24 protein-coding genes and 1 pseudogene are annotated in these 15,542 nt (G+C 63.6%); 9 read left to right on the top strand and 16 right to left on the bottom strand.

Annotated elements, in window-relative coordinates:
- Positions 1-80: 80 nt before the first annotated feature.
- From yciH to BMZ83_RS12790, 4 genes and pseudogenes are all read right to left on the bottom strand, one after another.
- Positions 81-374: a stress response translation initiation inhibitor YciH gene (gene yciH / locus BMZ83_RS12805; protein WP_049979481.1), complete on the bottom strand. Its 294-nt coding sequence runs from the start codon at positions 372-374 to the stop codon at positions 81-83.
- A 46-nt stretch (positions 375-420) separates the two neighbouring features.
- On the bottom strand, positions 421-615 hold the full coding sequence (locus tag BMZ83_RS16945) for a hypothetical protein (protein WP_074879279.1): 195 nt from the start codon (positions 613-615) through the stop codon (positions 421-423).
- A 94-nt stretch (positions 616-709) separates the two neighbouring features.
- Positions 710-1,633 (bottom strand): annotated as a pseudogene (locus BMZ83_RS12795) (formate/nitrite transporter family protein); the annotation flags it as partial.
- Positions 1,634-1,684: 51 nt separating this feature from the next.
- Positions 1,685-1,909 carry a hypothetical protein gene (locus tag BMZ83_RS12790; RefSeq protein WP_074879275.1) on the bottom strand — a complete coding sequence of 75 codons (225 nt, stop codon included), beginning with the start codon at positions 1,907-1,909 and terminating at the stop codon, positions 1,685-1,687.
- A 349-nt stretch (positions 1,910-2,258) separates the two neighbouring features.
- Here BMZ83_RS12790 and BMZ83_RS12785 point away from each other — a divergent pair, with 349 nt between their 5' ends.
- Entirely contained in the window at positions 2,259-3,476 is a 1,218-nt protein-coding gene (locus BMZ83_RS12785) for a tyrosine-type recombinase/integrase (protein WP_074879274.1), read from the top strand.
- Here the strand turns inward: BMZ83_RS12785 and BMZ83_RS16940 are convergent.
- The 8 genes from BMZ83_RS16940 to BMZ83_RS12755 are packed head-to-tail and all read right to left on the bottom strand — an operon-like array spanning position 3,469 to position 6,860.
- On the bottom strand, positions 3,469-3,627 hold the full coding sequence (locus BMZ83_RS16940) for a hypothetical protein (protein WP_166623269.1): 159 nt from the start codon (positions 3,625-3,627) through the stop codon (positions 3,469-3,471). The two genes, BMZ83_RS12785 and BMZ83_RS16940, sit on opposite strands and share 8 nt — an antisense overlap.
- Positions 3,624-3,971, bottom strand: a complete 348-nt coding sequence (locus BMZ83_RS12780) for a hypothetical protein (RefSeq protein WP_074879272.1) — start codon at positions 3,969-3,971, stop codon at positions 3,624-3,626. The genes BMZ83_RS16940 and BMZ83_RS12780 overlap by 4 nt, the downstream gene beginning before the upstream one ends.
- Positions 3,968-4,558, bottom strand: a complete 591-nt coding sequence (locus BMZ83_RS12775) for a J domain-containing protein (RefSeq protein WP_074879270.1) — start codon at positions 4,556-4,558, stop codon at positions 3,968-3,970. The genes BMZ83_RS12780 and BMZ83_RS12775 overlap by 4 nt, the downstream gene beginning before the upstream one ends.
- A complete protein-coding gene (locus tag BMZ83_RS17380) occupies positions 4,555-4,680 on the bottom strand; it encodes a hypothetical protein (protein WP_255458118.1) in 126 nt (41 codons plus the stop codon). The genes BMZ83_RS12775 and BMZ83_RS17380 overlap by 4 nt, the downstream gene beginning before the upstream one ends.
- Positions 4,680-5,192, bottom strand: a complete 513-nt coding sequence (locus BMZ83_RS12770) for a hypothetical protein (protein WP_074879268.1) — start codon at positions 5,190-5,192, stop codon at positions 4,680-4,682. The genes BMZ83_RS17380 and BMZ83_RS12770 overlap by 1 nt, the downstream gene beginning before the upstream one ends.
- Positions 5,189-5,485: a hypothetical protein gene (locus tag BMZ83_RS12765; protein ID WP_074879265.1), complete on the bottom strand. Its 297-nt coding sequence runs from the start codon at positions 5,483-5,485 to the stop codon at positions 5,189-5,191. Before BMZ83_RS12765 ends, BMZ83_RS12770 begins: the two co-directional genes overlap by 4 nt.
- Positions 5,482-6,333, bottom strand: coding sequence for a PadR family transcriptional regulator (locus BMZ83_RS12760; RefSeq protein WP_241729571.1), 852 nt, complete (start codon positions 6,331-6,333; stop codon positions 5,482-5,484). Before BMZ83_RS12760 ends, BMZ83_RS12765 begins: the two co-directional genes overlap by 4 nt.
- Positions 6,330-6,860 carry an HNH endonuclease gene (locus tag BMZ83_RS12755; protein ID WP_074879262.1) on the bottom strand — a complete coding sequence of 177 codons (531 nt, stop codon included), beginning with the start codon at positions 6,858-6,860 and terminating at the stop codon, positions 6,330-6,332. The genes BMZ83_RS12760 and BMZ83_RS12755 overlap by 4 nt, the downstream gene beginning before the upstream one ends.
- Positions 6,861-7,242: 382 nt before the next feature.
- On the opposite strand from BMZ83_RS12755, the gene BMZ83_RS12750 reads away from it, so the two are divergent.
- The 4 genes from BMZ83_RS12750 to BMZ83_RS12740 all read left to right on the top strand — a co-directional run bounded on the left by BMZ83_RS12750 (position 7,243) and on the right by BMZ83_RS12740 (position 8,380).
- Positions 7,243-7,512, top strand: coding sequence for a helix-turn-helix domain-containing protein (locus BMZ83_RS12750; protein WP_074879260.1), 270 nt, complete (start codon positions 7,243-7,245; stop codon positions 7,510-7,512).
- A gap of 165 nt (positions 7,513-7,677) precedes the next feature.
- Entirely contained in the window at positions 7,678-7,998 is a 321-nt protein-coding gene (locus BMZ83_RS12745; protein WP_074879259.1) for a hypothetical protein, read from the top strand.
- Positions 7,998-8,129 carry a hypothetical protein gene (locus tag BMZ83_RS17375; RefSeq protein WP_255458117.1) on the top strand — a complete coding sequence of 44 codons (132 nt, stop codon included), beginning with the start codon at positions 7,998-8,000 and terminating at the stop codon, positions 8,127-8,129. The genes BMZ83_RS12745 and BMZ83_RS17375 overlap by 1 nt, the downstream gene beginning before the upstream one ends.
- Complete coding sequence (locus tag BMZ83_RS12740; RefSeq protein WP_074879257.1) at positions 8,126-8,380, top strand: hypothetical protein; 255 nt, start codon at positions 8,126-8,128, stop codon at positions 8,378-8,380. The genes BMZ83_RS17375 and BMZ83_RS12740 overlap by 4 nt, the downstream gene beginning before the upstream one ends.
- On the opposite strand, the gene BMZ83_RS12735 is transcribed toward BMZ83_RS12740, so the two are convergent.
- A complete protein-coding gene (locus BMZ83_RS12735) occupies positions 8,367-8,597 on the bottom strand; it encodes a hypothetical protein (protein WP_074879255.1) in 231 nt (76 codons plus the stop codon). The genes BMZ83_RS12740 and BMZ83_RS12735 overlap by 14 nt on opposite strands.
- 138 nt (positions 8,598-8,735) lie before the next feature.
- Here BMZ83_RS12735 and BMZ83_RS12730 point away from each other — a divergent pair, with 138 nt between their 5' ends.
- Positions 8,736-9,743 carry a Cdc6/Cdc18 family protein gene (locus BMZ83_RS12730; RefSeq protein WP_074879252.1) on the top strand — a complete coding sequence of 336 codons (1,008 nt, stop codon included), beginning with the start codon at positions 8,736-8,738 and terminating at the stop codon, positions 9,741-9,743.
- A 35-nt stretch (positions 9,744-9,778) separates the two neighbouring features.
- Here the strand turns inward: BMZ83_RS12730 and BMZ83_RS12725 are convergent, their stop codons facing one another.
- Genes BMZ83_RS12725 through BMZ83_RS12715 form a run of 3 tightly spaced genes read right to left on the bottom strand, consistent with a single transcriptional unit; the run spans position 9,779 to position 11,446 of the window.
- On the bottom strand, positions 9,779-10,633 hold the full coding sequence (locus tag BMZ83_RS12725; protein WP_074879250.1) for a hypothetical protein: 855 nt from the start codon (positions 10,631-10,633) through the stop codon (positions 9,779-9,781).
- 37 nt (positions 10,634-10,670) lie between these two features.
- Positions 10,671-11,096 carry a type IV pilin gene (locus BMZ83_RS12720; RefSeq protein WP_074879248.1) on the bottom strand — a complete coding sequence of 142 codons (426 nt, stop codon included), beginning with the start codon at positions 11,094-11,096 and terminating at the stop codon, positions 10,671-10,673.
- A gap of 5 nt (positions 11,097-11,101) precedes the next feature.
- Positions 11,102-11,446: a type IV pilin gene (locus BMZ83_RS12715; protein ID WP_394327206.1), complete on the bottom strand. Its 345-nt coding sequence runs from the start codon at positions 11,444-11,446 to the stop codon at positions 11,102-11,104.
- A 572-nt stretch (positions 11,447-12,018) separates the two neighbouring features.
- Between BMZ83_RS12715 and BMZ83_RS12710 the strand changes: the two genes are divergently transcribed.
- The 3 genes from BMZ83_RS12710 to BMZ83_RS12700 form a co-directional block, all read left to right on the top strand.
- On the top strand, positions 12,019-12,777 hold the full coding sequence (locus BMZ83_RS12710) for a hypothetical protein (RefSeq protein ID WP_074879244.1): 759 nt from the start codon (positions 12,019-12,021) through the stop codon (positions 12,775-12,777).
- Positions 12,777-13,019, top strand: coding sequence for a hypothetical protein (locus BMZ83_RS12705; RefSeq protein ID WP_074879242.1), 243 nt, complete (start codon positions 12,777-12,779; stop codon positions 13,017-13,019). The genes BMZ83_RS12710 and BMZ83_RS12705 overlap by 1 nt, the downstream gene beginning before the upstream one ends.
- A gap of 16 nt (positions 13,020-13,035) precedes the next feature.
- Positions 13,036-15,542 (top strand): outer membrane protein assembly factor BamB family protein (locus tag BMZ83_RS12700; RefSeq protein WP_143076964.1); only part of this gene is annotated, 2,507 nt, incomplete at its 3' end.

Below are 15,542 nucleotides of genomic sequence, written 5' to 3'. Positions count from 1 at the left end.
TCTGAACACGATACTTCTCAGTGCGGGTCCGACATAGTTCCCACGTACTGCGGTGTGAGAATCAGGTCGGCACAGGGAGGTCAGGCAACGTTGAAGCCTTTGTCGCGGAGGAAGTCCTCCACGCGGCCGCTGTGGTTCCCCTGGAGCTCGATGGCGCCGTCCTCGACGGTGCCCCCACACGCGAACTTGGACTTCAGGTCGGAGGACAGGCTGTCCATGTCCACGTCTTTCGGATCGAACCCCTCGATGATCGTTACCTCCTTGCCGTACCTGCGCTCGTCGATGCGGATGCTGATCTGCTGGGACTCTTTCGCCACGTCCTCGCAGACGCAGAGTTCCTCAGGCAGCCCGCACGTCGAGCAGACTTCACCCATTACGACCGGAAAGTAGCTGCCACAGCTACAAAACAGTATCGGGGTGCTACAACAACCGCCACGCACCGAGCACGAGCACGCCGATGCCGACGGCCATCACGATCGTGCCGATCCCGCGCGAGACGCGGGCGTAGTTCTCCCTCTCCGGAACGGGCTCCATACCCGGTGAGACGGCCTGAATTCCGCCGGCGATCAGGAGGAACCCGCCCGCGAGCACGTACTGCCAGAGTGCGTACGCCATGCGAGAACCCTCTCCCCCGCTCGTGATAACCGTTGTCCCGGACTCGCGGGTTCGGCGCCGCGACCTACTCCCGCTCCTTGTGGATCATCTTGTGGACGTACGAGCGCCCGGCCATCCCACCGAGCAGCAGTTCGCGGACGGTGAGCTCCCGGTCGAACCCGTCGCGGCGGGCGATGTCCAGTCGCTCCTCGGTGGTCTGGAAGTAGTTGACCACCGTGACGAGCACGACGCCGCCGGCGGTGTTGCCCAGCAGGACGGGGAACACGAACCAGAGGAGTCCCGGGAGGAACACGTCGTAGCCCGCGAACGCCAGGTACGCAAGCTCCGTGAAGGAGACGACGGAGTGATACAGGTTCCCCAGCGGCACCGCGAGGAAGGCCAGGTAGACGATCACCAGCCGGGTGAAGCTGTCGCGGACGGCGTACACCAGCCAGACGACGCCGGCGACGATCACGCCCGCGAACGCCGCCTTGAAGAAGAGCGGCCAGAAGTCGGTCCGGACCCCTTTCTCGGCGAGGTACGTCGCGGCGTCCATCGCCTCGGGGGAGAGCACCCCGGTCCGGGCGAGGACGAGGGCGCCGAACCCGCCGCCGGCGAAGTTCCCGACGATGACGATGCCCCAGATCTTGAACAGCCGCGGGAGGCTCATCAGCCGCTCCAGCACCAGCACGACCGGCGGCAGCGTGTTCTCGGTGTACAGCTGGTAGCCGCCGAGGATGATGAACACGAATCCCAGCGGGTACAGCAGCGCGCTGAGGATCGGGTGGCCGTCCGTCGCCGCCGTCAGCGACGCGTACAGCAGGAACGTGACGGTGATCGAGAACCCCGCGGCGAGGCTACTGAAGAACAGTTCGCGCTGGCCCGTGGTGGCCTCCTCGTCGGCGGCGGCGATGATCCGCTGGAAGATCTCGTGGGTCTCGAACTGGTCGCGGAGCACCGCCCCCGCCGCGGGGGCGCCGTGTTCGGACTGGTCGATCGCCTCCCGAACGCTCTCGTCGGCGGAATCGCCGTCCGGCATTGCCCGTGGCTACGGAGCCCAGTACGTAACTCCTGTGACTCTCACCGCGACTCAGAACGGGACCACCGCGCGGACCAGGATCGCCAGCCCGACCAGCGCGGTGATCCCGGCGATGATCTGAGTCGCGTCGATCTCCCACTCGTCGGCGACGGCGTCCTCGTTGCCGTCCTCCATCGCCGCCTTCCGGGCGGCCTGATAGGGGGCGACCACGTGGATCCCCCCGGACAGGAGGAGGAACGTGCCGGCGAACAGCGCCTGCCACGGTTCGTAGGCCATTCGGGCGATAGTTCTCGCTGGTCGTGGAAATGGGTTCCGACGGCGTCGACGACGCTCCCAGGTTGCCGTGCTTTGGTCGTTCGGTGGTGGCTCGGCGCGGGGCGGGGGAGTGGCTGAATCGAGAGCGGAGTGAACTGATTGGGCCGGGAGTCGAGGCGGCGGCCGGACCGGGAGTCGAACACGGCGAGAAAATGCTCGCTCACTCCGTTCGCTGCGCCTTTCTCGCCTGCTCGACGCCCGGCGACGGCTCTTCACGTCTCACTTCGCTCGACGAGAAGAGCCTGGACCGAGCTTGCAATCCTAAGTTGAAAGCTGTAGTTATAAAAGACGCCGGATCACCAGTACTAGCATGGCGAACGAGACTCGCTACGAGAACCTCGTCAATCGAATCCACGAGAGCGACGACATCGCGGAGGGTGATCGCGACATCCTCGACGAGTTCCGACGCCAGCTCGACCTGCTCTCCAGTCGCTACTCCCTGAACCGGAAGATCAAACTCCTCCGGCATCTGGTCCTCGTGGCTGAGAGACACGGCGACGTTGCGAGCCTGCTGGACGACCGAGACCACGCCGAGGAGACTGTTGCGTGGATTAACCGGGAGTTCTCCAACGAGGAGACGAACCGTGACTACCGAGCCGCGATCCGCGTCTTCGGCCGTCACGTGACCGACGGTGACGAGATCCCCGATAGTCTGTCCTGGGTCCCCTCGGGAACATCCTCCACGTACGATCCCGCTCCCGATCCGGGCGAGATGCTTCGGTGGGATGACGAAGTGCAGGATATGCTCGACGCGGCGATGAACACTCGCGACGCGGCCGCTGTTGCCCTGCTGTTCGATGCCGGACTCCGTGGTGGCGAGTACGCCAGCCTCACCGTCGGTGACATCTCCGACTCCGAATACGGCCTCCAGGTCACAGTCAACGGGAAGCGTGGCCAGCGTTCGATCACGCTGATCCCGGCGGTCCCCTACGTCCGTGACTGGCTCCGGAATCACCCGGCCGGCGACGACCCATCGGCCCCGCTGTGGTCCAAACTCGGCCGCAACGAGGAGGTCTCCCGTACGATGAAGAATCAGCTCCTGAAGCGCGTCGCTGAGCGTGCGGAGGTAACGAAACCGGTCACGCCGACGAACTTCCGGAAGTCCAGCGCGGCCCATCTGGCCTCGAAGGGGATGAACCAAGCCCACCTCGAGGATCATCACGGCTGGGTGCGCGGAAGCTCGGTCGCCTCGCGCTACGTCAGCGTCTTCGCAGAGGAGTCGGACCGCGAACTCGCTCGCGTCTACGGTGCCGAAGTTCCTGATCAGGAGGACGACAAGATCGCCCCGATCGAGTGCCCGCGGTGTGGCGAACAGACGCCACGCGAGCGGTCGCTCTGCGTTTGGTGTGGGCAGGCGCTCGAGCCCGGAGCCGCTGAGCAGGCGGAGGCCGTCGACGACCTCCTGGTCGAAGAGATCGCCCAGTCTGGCCCGGAGCGAGCCGAACAGCTGATGGAGATGCGGAAGGAGGTCCGGGAAGATCCCGAAGCGCGTGCGGACCTGATCGACCGCTGGCTCGACCTTAATTGACATCGATGCGGCCCTCCTTGATGCCGTCGAGCAGTGTTTGAGCCATGCTCTGGGCGCGGTCGCTGAAGCCGTCGTCCTCGACGATCTCCTCACAGATGTCCCGGAGATTGCGGTCGCTACGTTCCTCCTGGGTGGGGAGATCGATACTCATACCGACCACCCCTCTGCATCGTGGTCCGACCCCTTCGCGAACACCGTCAGCGCGCGGTGCTTCTCCGACTCCTGGAAGAACGCCTCGTCGCGGAGCTCGACGATCAGCCACCAGCGGTGATCAGCGTCGAGCTCGAAGATGAACCGATCTGCCTGCGCGGTGTTCTTGATCCGGCCGTCCTCGAAGCAGCGACGGATGATGTCGCCGTCGACACTGGGGTTCTGCCGGTGGTTCATCCGGTAGCGGAAGTGGTCCGTGATGCGGTACGCCGAGGGCTCTCGGGGCGGCGAGACGGAGGTCGACAGCTTGTAGACTGCCTCTGGAGAGCTATCGTGCTTGCTCATGCCGACTCACCCCCGAGCATCGCCTCCTTTGCGTCGGTGAGTCGCTGCCACTCGGCAGGGTCGCCGCCCTGATCAGGGTGCGCCGACTTCGCCTGCTGCCGGTACGCAGCTTTCACGACCGGCTCGTCGGCGTCCGGTGCGACTTCGAGGATCTCGTGGGGCGCCGCCGTCGCGACGAGCGCGTCCTCGTCGTCGCCGGAGGGCAGCCGAGCCGCAGCAAACTCCGCGTCGCCGGTCTTCACCGGTCGCTGGGCCCGCATCCGCGTCTCGTGAACCCAGAGATAGACCGAGCGGAGGTTGTCCCGAAGTCGCGAGTAGTCGTCGCAGGCGACGGCAAACTGCTCGCCGTCGTCACTCCACCGGAGGACGAACCCCGGATCGTCCGGGTTGGCGTTATGGAGCGGGAGGCCGTTCGACTTCGTGTGGGTGTTACCGATCGACCCGCGCCACTCGTCGACATCCATGCGCTCCATCTCGGTCGCGAGCGCGTCGGTCGTCGTCGCGATCGAGGCGTCGAACCGCGGGTTCTTCTCGCGCTGGCGAGCGGGTGTACGCTCCCACCCACGCGGCCAGTCGAGTCGGCTCATCGCCCACCTCCGTGGAACTCGGTCAGGTGACGCTGCCGGATGTCCATGCGCGCCTCGGCGGTGCGGCGCTGGCCGACCCGTTCGAGCTTCGCGAGCTCGGCGTCGGAGTAGGCGCCAGCCATCAGGCCTCACCTCCTGCGGCCTCGACGAACTCCTCGAGGAGTCCAGCCACCTCGCTCCCGAAGGCGTTGGAGACGACTTCTCGAAGACAGATTCGCTGCTGGGCGCCGAGTTCGTTGGCTTCGACGGCCAGCTCCTCGAGGACGTTGGTCAGCCACTCTCGCTGCAGACGCTCGTTCGGCGTCGCCTCCTCGACTGGGTAGCGGAGCAGCCGGCTCGCTGGGTAGGCGTAGGTCTTGCTCGGCGGACTGATCGCGTCGTCGCCGTCGGGCAGGAACACGCAGTGGTAGACGAGTTCGTCCTCGTCGACGCCGAACAGATCGGCTGTGCGGTCCGATCGGACCTTCGGGTGCTCGCCGGCGCGTTTGCTCGCGACGCCTGTCACCTGGAGCGATGTGGTGCGGGAAAGGTCGACGACCACGTCGCCCACGCCGATCTCGGCGTCGCGATAGGCCGACCACATCTCGTCACTCGGGAACGCGTGGTCGGGACCGCCGTCGTCGGATCGGCTCAAGCCGACTCACCTCCATCGGACGCGACTTCCTCACGAGGAACGACCTGGTAGCGACGGCGGGCGTGATAGGCGAGCAGCGATGCGGCCATCGCCAGCATGCCGAAGCCGGTGAAGAAGACGACGCCGGCCGACTGGAACAGGGCGTCGGTGACACTCCCGCCGAACACGACACCCAGCGCAACCCAACCGGACAACGCGAGTCCGGCTGTGATCGAAAGAGCCCCCGTAGCGAACACCGTGCGGATGGCTTCCTGTGCAGTCGGGCGGGCCGGGTAGTCGAACAGGACGTTCATGCCTGGTCACCCCCGTCGGCGACGGGCTGCTCCATCCCGCAGGCATCGGCGAGCAGGCGCGCTCGCTGTTCGAGCATCGCCTCGGCCTCGCTGGTGAGCTGGTACTCGTTGGTCCGGCGATCGAGTTGGCCCTTCTCGATCAGGCCAGCCTCGACGAGGTCGTCGAGGTTGGGGTAGAGCCGGCCGTGGAGGATCTCCTCCCCGTAGACGCGTTCGACCTCGTCCTTGATCGCCAGTCCGTAGGTGGTCTCGCTGTCGTTCTCAAGCCGACGGATCGCCTCGAGCAAGTCGCGCTTGAACCCGGTGAGGTCCGTCCAGGTGGTACTGCCATCGGCGACCGGTCGGTAGTGACAGCCCGGACACTCGCCCTCGATCAGGTACTCAGGATCCACGTCGTCGCCGCAGGTCTCACACGTCGACGCGAGATCGTCGAACGACTCCGGCACGCCGCCATCGGCGACGAGTTCCTGTCGAACCTCGACGATCCGACTGCACTCCGGACAGACGGGATAGTGATCGCGACGGTCGCACTCGTCGCCCGCCCAGCTGCAGTGGCGACACTCGTAGTCGGATTCGTGACCGCCGTCGGTGACGAGCCGCCCGCGTGCGCCCTCGTGGATCCGTGCGGCCGTCCTCACGTCGCCTGTCGCGTTCAGCGCGCGGATCGCGGCGTTCGCGAAGGCGTTGTCGGTGTTGTCGGCGACCGCCATCACCACCACGTCACAGCCACAGGAGCGCGTGCTCCGGCCGGGGCCAGCCGTCGTGGCGTGGGTGTACGGTTGGCCGCAGTGATCGCAGATCTGGTTGTTCTGGGAAGCCGGTGCGCCAAAGCCGTCTTTACCAGTCATCGTCGACCCCCATTGCCGGGGTCTGCCCCACGGCTCCCGCTATCTGAGTTTTTCTCCAACCCTGCCCTCTCCTGTTGCCCGTGGTGGAGAGCAGAATGTTCTCCTCGCCCCATCACCTCGATATTGCATGGTCGATTGTCCCACGGGATGCCGTTCTCGTGATGAACGACATTCCCACCGACGGCCTCTGGACCGTATTCAGCGATTGCTAGGAGTCGGTGAACCCGGAAATGGTCGTGATTCCCCTCCGTATCGGCCGTGCTCCATCGTTCGTAGCCATTTTCAGTATGGCCGAAGGTCGCGTATTCGACCCGGCGCGCCTTCTTGATCTCGTCCAACCGATCACGGCGCTCGATACCGTGGCGGTCCATCCATCTGTAAATCGTAGAGGAATGAACTCCGAACCGGTCGGCGATCTCGACGCCAGTAAGCCCTTCGTCCCAGTACAGGCAGCGAAGCGCCTCAGCGTCTTTGTAGGATGGTGAATTAGCAGTACAACTATCCGGCTGTGTATCGTCAGGATTCATTGGTCTTGGTCGTCGCGGAGATGACCCTCTCCAGGGGTGGTCTGCGTGCGATTCGAGGCCGTGACCCGCACGCCGCCGCCCAGTTTGCTTGGATGGCACGGGGCGTCGGCGTGTGCCAGGTCACTGCCACCGACCGTCGTTGCGGGAGGTTCAAGCCCCCGCAGTGCGTGTGTTTGCATGTGGTTATACGGCGCGGCGAGGCGTCGACGGGGCCCAGACCCCGGCGGCGCCCTTCTACCGTAGGCACCGACTATCGCCTCACCAGCGGCGCGCATTGCAAGCATACAGGGCAACCTACATATAGGTTGCGCCGTACTCTGCAAGTATGCCTTGTAATGGGCCGAGCTGCACAGGAAAGGGAAGTGATACATTCGGTGGTTCTATGGATACTGCGGAGAACGCCGAAACAATGGGTAAGGAGGAGCGGAAACAGCAAGTTCTCCAGATTCTTAATGAATCTGGGCTGGCGCTCACTCCATACGTACTCTTCCGTAACGCGAAGATGCGTGGGTCCACGTTTGAGCGCCGGACTCTCTCGAATTACTTGGCTGAGTTGGTAGATGAAGGCCGCGTGGAGAAGATCGAGCAGGAAGAGGAGACTAACCTCTACAGAATCACCGAAAAAGGCCGTGAGTCGCTCTCCACCAGTTAGGTACTCAGTACTGGGCCCATTTTCGTAGAACTGCGCAATCACTAAGTACCTAGCGACGCATACGTTGAGTTGAGAACACCGGGCGCTCGCGGGCCATTTCGCCGAATGAATGGTCGGCCGCGTGCTGTCACACGCGGCCCGGTTGTTCTCGGAGAGGCGAGAACGATGTCGACTACGCACTCCAGCCGTGAAAACGGCACCGACCGAGTTGAACTGCCTGCCAACTGGATCGAGACTGACACCACCGAGCTCGCGCGCTTCGAGCGTGATGACGGCGCCGTGCTCCGCGTCCGGACCGAGCTGCCGACCCGCAGCGCTGCCGCGTTCAACCGCGGCGAGCGCGTCGACGCCACGGGCACGGTCCGAGTGATCTTCCACGCCGAGCCGCTGCCGAGCTCGTCGAGCGAGATCCACGCCGGCGGCACTGAACAAGACGCCCGCGACGCTGCGCTCGCGTTCATCCGCGAGCACGCGGAGGACCGCTGATGGCCCGCGAGCAGGTGCTGACCTACGAACAGCGCCAAACCAACTACGACCGCGTCGCGCTGGCGTTCGACGGCGAGGATCACGAGCTCGTCGAGCGCGTCGACGGCGACTACGAGCCGGTGGACGAATGAGCCGCTGTCCACGCACGACCCGCGAGCGCGCGCAGGTGGTGCAACGCGGGCTCGAGGCGATCGACGACGTGCTCGGCGCTGCCGTGCTCGACCCCAACGAGGGCCCGCGCGCGGAGTGGACGATCGAGGCGACGATCACCGGCGACCGACTGCCGGCCGCGGCGGTGCAGATCCTGGCCGACCAGGACTGCGGCGTGATCTCGACGACACTGCGGGCGCCGGACGTGACGCAGGCGGTCATCGCTGCTTGACCCGATCGACGCCGAGACGGTGGGCGATAGCCTCGGCCCACTCCGGTACGTCACCGACCGGCTCGGCGATTTCGTTTTCGACGCGGAACGTCACTGTTTCACCGCCACGATGCAGCCGGACGAGATCGGTGTCGCCGTCGCTGCCCAGTTCCATTTCCACTTTATCGCCCGGTGGGCCGATGCGCTCGACCTCCCAGTCGTCCTGGCTCGTCGCCATATCTCACCCGACGGCCTCAACCTCCGTATAAGGCCGAAGGGGGGGTTTTCGAAAACCCTCTCCCCAGGGATTTAACACGGAGTTTTGCAAACCCCCTCTGCAGCCCTTTATGTAGGACCCACGTTTCACCACACAACCATGTACGTGGAACCGGACAAGCTGAAAGAGAACTATCTCCCGAACGCCATGCCGGGCCGGGAGCCGGAACTCCAGCGGATCAGCGACGTGCTCGAACCGGCGACCGAGGGCGAGCCGGCCGGCTCGGTGTGGGAGATCGGGCCCAGCGGCGTGGGCAAAACGTCGACGGCGAAGTTTCTGCTCGACGAAGCCCAGCAGTGGGGCGTCGACTACGAATACGTGCCCTGCACGTCGAAGACGCGCTGGCAAGCACTCCGAGATATCGCTGACGCCCACCCCGCCCCGATCGCGCAGCCGAGCGCGAGTACGGGCGAACTCGCGGACTGGATCGCATCCCGCGAGCAACCGTTCGTCGTGATCCTCGACGAGATCGCCGGCCTCGACGAGCCCGAGCTGCTGGCGGACCTCGCCCGCGCCGAGTGGCTCTCGCTGATCCTGATCGGCCACAAGCGATCGAACGCACTGGGGCAGGTGCCGGATCACGCCGACCGACTGCGCTTTGCGGAGATCGTCGAGTTCGACCCCTACGACACGACCGCGCTGTTCGACATCCTCGACGCTCGCCGGACGGTCGCCCTCCAGCGCGGCGTCATCGACGATAGCCAACTGGAGCGGATCGTCGCCGAGGCCGGCGGGTCGGCCCGATTTGGCGTGCAAGCACTCCGGAGCGCCGTGGATCTGGGCATCGAGCGCGGGCACACGACTGTCCAGCCGGCGGATGTCGACGACTGTTTCGAGCGCGCGCACGATCGCATCCGGAAACAGCAGTTGGAGAGTCTCGGCCGCGATCACCATCTCGTCTACCGAGCGATCCGGGAGCACGGGCCCCTACGTCCGCAACGGATCTACGAGCACTACCAGAATCTCGGCGGCGAGAGCACACGTCAGTCGGTGGTGAACTACCGAAAGAAGCTGGACGAGTACGACTTGATCGAGTGCGTTGAGGCTGGCTGGGTTGTCGTCGACGAGACGCTGGCGGCGCCGCGGCGGGAAGCGCGGGTTGCTTAGCGCGGTAATCTAAGCAACTGGCTTAGCGAAACAGTCTAAGCTAGACCCAGCTCCCGCACCGCCGCCGCGCTCACGTAGATATCCGTCTCGGAGGCTGACGCCGACGCGGCCGTCACGTCCTCCACGAGCTCGACGAACTGGCGCTGATAGACAGCGGGCCGATCTTCGCCGAAGGAGATCCACGGGTCACCATCCTGCTCGCGCCGGCGATTCTGCAGGTACTCCGTGAGCCACGCCCGCTTGATGCCCTCGGGCGCTCGATCGAGATATGGCGGCAGTTGCACGTCGGGGCGCTGCTTGTCGTCGCCCTTCGGCGCGCCGAGGCTGTAGAGGACGCGACCCAGTACCGATCCATCTGCGCTGACACCGAGGAGTGTCCCGTTGATGTTGGTCCCCGCCTCGTCGTACTCTCGAGCTTCGAGATCGAGCATCGTCAGCGCTGCCTCCACTCGGTCGCGTGCCCGATCGTCGTCGACGACGAACTGGACGCCCCATCGCTCGCCGTGGATCGACCCCGAAGACAGCACCCACGCGATGAGCCGGTTCATCGCGCGAAACTCGACGCTGTCGAACGACATCGGTATCCACCCGCGCGTTTCGGCAGTCTGCAGCCCTTGGACGACGTAGGGAACCGCGCCATCGTCGGTCCAGCGCCGGATGTTCGACCGTGGGACACCGAGCTTGTTCGCGAGGCTACTACTCCCCGCGTTTGGGCGCTTCGCCCGGGCTTTCTGAAAGTCGTTGTACAGATCGACGAGTGCGGCGGGATTCTCCGAGTGCGAGTACGTGCGAGCGAAGACGGCGACGAAGGTGTCGTAGTCACTCGGATCAGCGACGACATCGGCGTCGACGCGTGCGAGCCCGTCGCCGTACTCGTCGGTTATCGGCATTCGTACAAAGAAATTAACGGTGGGTTAATCAGGCTGGCTACGACCCGACAGTCGCGTCCAACAGCACGGATTCGGACGGGACGTGGATGAGCCGGATACGGTCTCCACCGGACACCCCAATGCTGGTTTGGGCCGTCTCGCCGACGGAGAATTCATCCTCCGCAGCGTATCCTGCACCTGCGTTGTCCAGAGTTTGAGCTGACCCACCGTCCACCGTGATCCTGAGGTCGCCAGCGACGATGCTGTCGCCACCGTTGTGCGAGATCTCGAGATCCGAGTTCCCGGCCGAGCTGGCAATCTCTAGCTGCGCCTGCGGCGCCTGATTGAGGCTGTCGCCAAGGCCTAAAACGAAGGTCCCTATCACAGCGGCCAGAATCACCGTGATTGCGACCATGAGGATCACGCCGATCACAGGACTGACACCACTATCGTCGTCGAGTAACGCTTTGAGTTTCGATTTCATGGTTGTTAGTACTCCTTCTCGAAGAGGATCGATTCCGACGGATCGTGAACGATAGTCAGAGTGCCACTAGTGGGTTCGCTACTGAATCCCGTAACAACCGCTTGGGTGCCCCCGACACTCAATTCTCCTGAAAACTGGTTAGCACTCCCACCTGCAGCAGTACCGCTCCATTTGACGGTAATGTCGCCCCCGTCCAGGGTGTCGCCGCCGTTGTGGACGAGGTCGATTTCACTGTCTGTACTATCGTACTCGGCCTCCAGCTGCGCCTGCGGCGCCTGCTCGAGACTGTCGCCAAGGCCTAAAACGAAAGTACCGATCACAGCGGCCAGAATCACCGTGATCGCAACCATTAGTATCACTCCGATTACAGGTGACACGCCACGATCGTCGTCGAGTACTGCTTTGAGTTTCGCTTTCATTGTGTTTTCCTACGACCCGGCGGAAGGCACACATTACCACACGAGAGCGTGCCTGCCTGGTCGCATCTACCCATAGAAATTCAGTGAGGGGGTAAAAGGAGTAGGTCCTAATTATCACATGCGAAAACAATTAGATTATCGACATCTTTTGAGAGTCGGCGGCAGGGATCACCGCCGACCCCTGCACCGAGTCGTAGGAAAGGCCCCAGTACTGGAGCCACCGGATCATCGCACTGCTGTGGCTAAAACTCCATCGTCGTCGATGATTGCGAAGTGCCACAGACACACGGGTGATTTTTGACACCGCCTGAATTGCGTTTTTAAACTCGGCCCCCCTGTATCCGCTCGAGAAGGCGTCGCAGTCCGGACACCACCGCGGTGATGTAACCCGAAGACCACTGCCAGCGGAGAAAAGCCGCCGGCCAGGGTCGACGGGAAACGGGCGAGCCCAGGTCGCAAGGCCATGCGACGACCGAATGAATAGCTGCTTCTCCAGATCCACAATGCCCAGCACACGCGACGACACAGATAGCGACGGCTACCCCCGAAACAACTACTGGGGTGAGATGACCGACTATGACGACGACGATCGCGGCCAGGACGCCGGCGAGTACGGCGTCGGCGACGGCGCCGACGACAATCCCGGCCCGGCCGGGACGTGGCACCCAGATCCGAACGATCAGGACCGCATCATCGCGAAGGGGATCCTGCTCGAGACGGCGACGGTGTTGTGCTCGACGACGCTGTTCGAGACGCCGGCGCTCCCCGGTGGCCGACTCCAGCAACTCTGCGCGTGGCTCTTCGAGGAGGAGTGCCTCGAGCACGATCCCGACGCACACCACCACCGGAATTGCGAAGTCGAACTCAGCGAGCCGACGATCCGGCCGCCGACGGAGACCGTTCGCGATCAACGCCACCGCAAGCGCGTCAACGAGGAGATCGGCTACATCTCCGGCGGGTACTCGACGGGCGTGATCGTGAAGCCGCGATCGAAGGAGGAGCTCGCCGAGGTGCTCGACGAGTGGCTGGATGGGCGCAAGGACAACGTCTCGGAGGAAATCAAGCAGGACGCTCGCGAGAAGCTGTTCGAGCTGAAGCGTGCGGGCGATCACTCCGACGTGGATATCCTCACGATCGTCATCGCGTTCGTCCGCAGCGAGGAGAAGCGCGAGATCATGCAGATGATCTCCCGGCTCGAGGACGGCGGCCAAATGTCCGAGGCAGTCTCAGCGATGAAGGCCGCTGCCGCGGGGTATCGCTGATGTCCACCGCAACCCCGCCACGCCACAACCGCCGTTCGACCGGCGCCACACTGGCGTTTACCCTCGTCGTCGCCTCGTTTGCGTTCGGGACACTCGGCGGCGTGATCGCGCTGTTCGAGGGGCTCTCGTTCGGCGCCGAGGCGTCGCTGACCATCCTGCCGCTGGCCGTCGTCGCACCAGTTGGCGGCGTGATCGGCGTCGTGTTTTTCTCGCCACTCGCCGTGCTGCTCGCCGCGTCGTAATCGAGGTTCACCATCCATGTCCGAAACATCCACACTGAGTCGCATCGCCCGCCAACTCACCCTGCGCCGGCTGGAACTCACGGCGCTGTCGACGACGGCGTTGGCGTTCATCCTGACCGTCGCGCTCGTCGGGACGGGGCAGGTCCACGAGGCCAACCCGGCAACCGCTGCGCTCGCCGACCACGTCGGCTGGGCTGGTGCCGGCGTGCTCGGGATCGGCTACACTGCCGGCGCGTTCGCGCTGTTCCGTCGCACTTGGTCCTACCGCTACCGCGGCGTACGTGTTGCCCACGTCGGCGCGGTACTCGTCGCTGCGCCGGGCGTCGCCGATCTCGCTGTCAACGCCGTTCGGCTCGCCCAGGTCGGCCTGCCCTCGGTGGCGCTCAAGGCGATCGTCGCCACGGCGTCGCCGGTCGTGCTTGCGACGGTCGTGGCCGTCGGGCATCCAGTCGCGCCTCAGGTGATCGAGGCTGTCTCCGGTACGTCGATTCGAACTGCTGGCAGGCAGGCTCTGCCTGGGGTTGTCGCCGTCCTCGTCGTCACGTCGACGTTCGTCGGCGGGATCGCATTCCTCGGGACGCAGCCTGTGACAGAGGAACAGTCCGGGACAGCGGCCGCGGCGGCAGGGGATAAGATTTGGAATACCTCGACAGGCGATAATGTCCTCTCCTCGCCGACGTTAGCAAATGGGACAGTGTACGTCGGATCGTACGATGGCTCACTGTATGCGTTTGACGCCGATACGGGGACTCAGAAGTGGAGCACAGCAACAGGGGGTTCCATATACCAGTCCTCACCAACAGTAGCAAACGGGACGGTGTACCTCGGATCGTACGACGGCTCACTGTATGCGTTTGACGCCGATACGGGGACTCAGAAGTGGAGCGCAGCCACTGGCGACAGTATATCTGGGTCTCCGACGGTCGCTAACGGGACAGTGTACGTCGGGTCTGCCGATAACTCGTTATACGCGTTTGACGCCGATACGGGGACTCAGAAGTGGAGCGCAGCCACTGGCGACAATATCAAATCCTCGCCGACCGTGGCAAATGGGACGGTATACGTTGGATCATGGGATAACTCGTTATACGCGTTTGACGCCGATACGGGGACTCAGAAGTGGAGCGCAGCCACTGGCGACAATATCAAATCCTCGCCGACCGTGGCAAATGGGACGGTATACGTTGGATCATGGGATAACTCGTTATACGCGTTTGACGCCGATACGGGGACTCAGAAGTGGAGCACAGCAACGGGGGGGAATATTCACTGGACATCCCCGACTGTGGCAAATGGGACGGTGTATGTCGGGTCTTACAGTCAGTCGTTACACGCGTTTGATGCCGATACGGGAACCGAGAAGTGGAGCGCAGCGACTGGCGACAATATCAAATCCTCCCCGACAGTCGCTAACGGGGTGGTGTACGTCGGGTCTGACGACAATTCGCTCTATGCATTCGATGCTGGTACGGGAACTCAGGAGTGGAGCTTTGCGACTGGGGGCCGTATTGACTCCTCTCCGACAGTGGCAAATGGGACGGTATACGTTGGATCATGGGATAACTCGTTATACGCGATCGACGCCGATACGGGGTCTCAGAAGTGGAGTGCAGCCACTGGGGGAAGTGTCAGGTCATCGCCGACAGTCGCTAACGGGGTGGTGTACGTCGGGTCAAACGACAATTCGCTCTATGCCTTCGACACCTCCCACTCAAAGGACTCCTCCGGTTCACGACACGAGCTCCACACGCTCGGTCACGTTGGGCCTGTTGAAGGGAGCACTTCTCTCTCCGGTCTGACAACCTCTGCAACCGATTCCACCTCGACGTATCTAACCTGGAGCGCGAACCAGGTTAGTACGACTCGGGTAGAATACAAGCCGACGTCGGCGTCGACATGGTCGACGTTCTCGACGCTTTCCGGTTCAACCACTAGCGAGACTCTCACCGGTCTCCTGAACGGTGAGGCGTACGACGTTCGCGTCGTCGCCGACTCCGACAGCACGATCAAGAGCACGACCTCGGCCACCACCACGCTCCCAGCCGACGACCAACCTGTACTCTCGACGCCGGCGGAGGGCCAGATCACCGTCGACCGTGAGACGGTGACAACCAACTACGGCGAGGTCGAAGTCCAGTACCGCGAGACGAACACATCGACATGGACCACCCACACCACCGTCCCGTACGACTTCACGACCATCGACATCGAGAACCTCTCCGACGAGGAAGAGTACACGGTCCGTCTGCAGACCCAGACCGAACACACGACCGGTAGCTGGACGGATCTGGTGTCGACGGGAACGTTGACACCAACGGGTCCGATCAGTGGCACGGTTGAGAACCAGAACGGCCAAGCGATCGAAAATGCAACGGTGAAAGTCTTCACCGTCACGAATGCCACTGAGGGTGTCACTGATCCTGCGTCGGGGATCGATGAACTCACTGATCTCTCGGACCCAATGCCGGACTCGTTCGCCGAACAATCGGACTCGGACTTCCAGTTGCTGGGTGACGGCGGCAC

The sequence above is a fragment of the Halolamina pelagica genome (genome assembly GCF_900115675.1).
GTDB classification, from domain to species: domain Archaea; phylum Halobacteriota; class Halobacteria; order Halobacteriales; family Haloferacaceae; genus Halolamina; species Halolamina pelagica.
The sequence above is the reverse complement of the archived record's forward strand: the minus strand, read 5'-3'. Positions and strand labels throughout refer to the sequence as shown.

Coding starts and splice junctions, on each gene's coding strand:
- yciH (WP_049979481.1), bottom strand. CDS start 374: ATGGGTGAAGTCTGCTCGACGTGCGGGCTGCCTGAGGAACTCTGCGTC.
- BMZ83_RS16945 (WP_074879279.1), bottom strand. CDS start 615: ATGGCGTACGCACTCTGGCAGTACGTGCTCGCGGGCGGGTTCCTCCTG.
- BMZ83_RS12790 (WP_074879275.1), bottom strand. CDS start 1,909: ATGGCCTACGAACCGTGGCAGGCGCTGTTCGCCGGCACGTTCCTCCTC.
- BMZ83_RS12785 (WP_074879274.1), top strand. CDS start 2,259: ATGGCGAACGAGACTCGCTACGAGAACCTCGTCAATCGAATCCACGAG.
- BMZ83_RS16940 (WP_166623269.1), bottom strand. CDS start 3,627: ATGAGTATCGATCTCCCCACCCAGGAGGAACGTAGCGACCGCAATCTC.
- BMZ83_RS12780 (WP_074879272.1), bottom strand. CDS start 3,971: ATGAGCAAGCACGATAGCTCTCCAGAGGCAGTCTACAAGCTGTCGACC.
- BMZ83_RS12775 (WP_074879270.1), bottom strand. CDS start 4,558: ATGAGCCGACTCGACTGGCCGCGTGGGTGGGAGCGTACACCCGCTCGC.
- BMZ83_RS17380 (WP_255458118.1), bottom strand. CDS start 4,680: ATGGCTGGCGCCTACTCCGACGCCGAGCTCGCGAAGCTCGAACGGGTC.
- BMZ83_RS12765 (WP_074879265.1), bottom strand. CDS start 5,485: ATGAACGTCCTGTTCGACTACCCGGCCCGCCCGACTGCACAGGAAGCC.
- BMZ83_RS12760 (WP_241729571.1), bottom strand. CDS start 6,333: ATGACTGGTAAAGACGGCTTTGGCGCACCGGCTTCCCAGAACAACCAG.
- BMZ83_RS12755 (WP_074879262.1), bottom strand. CDS start 6,860: ATGAATCCTGACGATACACAGCCGGATAGTTGTACTGCTAATTCACCA.
- BMZ83_RS12750 (WP_074879260.1), top strand. CDS start 7,243: ATGGATACTGCGGAGAACGCCGAAACAATGGGTAAGGAGGAGCGGAAA.
- BMZ83_RS12745 (WP_074879259.1), top strand. CDS start 7,678: ATGTCGACTACGCACTCCAGCCGTGAAAACGGCACCGACCGAGTTGAA.
- BMZ83_RS17375 (WP_255458117.1), top strand. CDS start 7,998: ATGGCCCGCGAGCAGGTGCTGACCTACGAACAGCGCCAAACCAACTAC.
- BMZ83_RS12740 (WP_074879257.1), top strand. CDS start 8,126: ATGAGCCGCTGTCCACGCACGACCCGCGAGCGCGCGCAGGTGGTGCAA.
- BMZ83_RS12735 (WP_074879255.1), bottom strand. CDS start 8,597: ATGGCGACGAGCCAGGACGACTGGGAGGTCGAGCGCATCGGCCCACCG.
- BMZ83_RS12730 (WP_074879252.1), top strand. CDS start 8,736: ATGTACGTGGAACCGGACAAGCTGAAAGAGAACTATCTCCCGAACGCC.
- BMZ83_RS12725 (WP_074879250.1), bottom strand. CDS start 10,633: ATGCCGATAACCGACGAGTACGGCGACGGGCTCGCACGCGTCGACGCC.
- BMZ83_RS12720 (WP_074879248.1), bottom strand. CDS start 11,096: ATGAAATCGAAACTCAAAGCGTTACTCGACGACGATAGTGGTGTCAGT.
- BMZ83_RS12715 (WP_394327206.1), bottom strand. CDS start 11,446: ATGGTTGCGATCACGGTGATTCTGGCCGCTGTGATCGGTACTTTCGTT.
- BMZ83_RS12710 (WP_074879244.1), top strand. CDS start 12,019: ATGCCCAGCACACGCGACGACACAGATAGCGACGGCTACCCCCGAAAC.
- BMZ83_RS12705 (WP_074879242.1), top strand. CDS start 12,777: ATGTCCACCGCAACCCCGCCACGCCACAACCGCCGTTCGACCGGCGCC.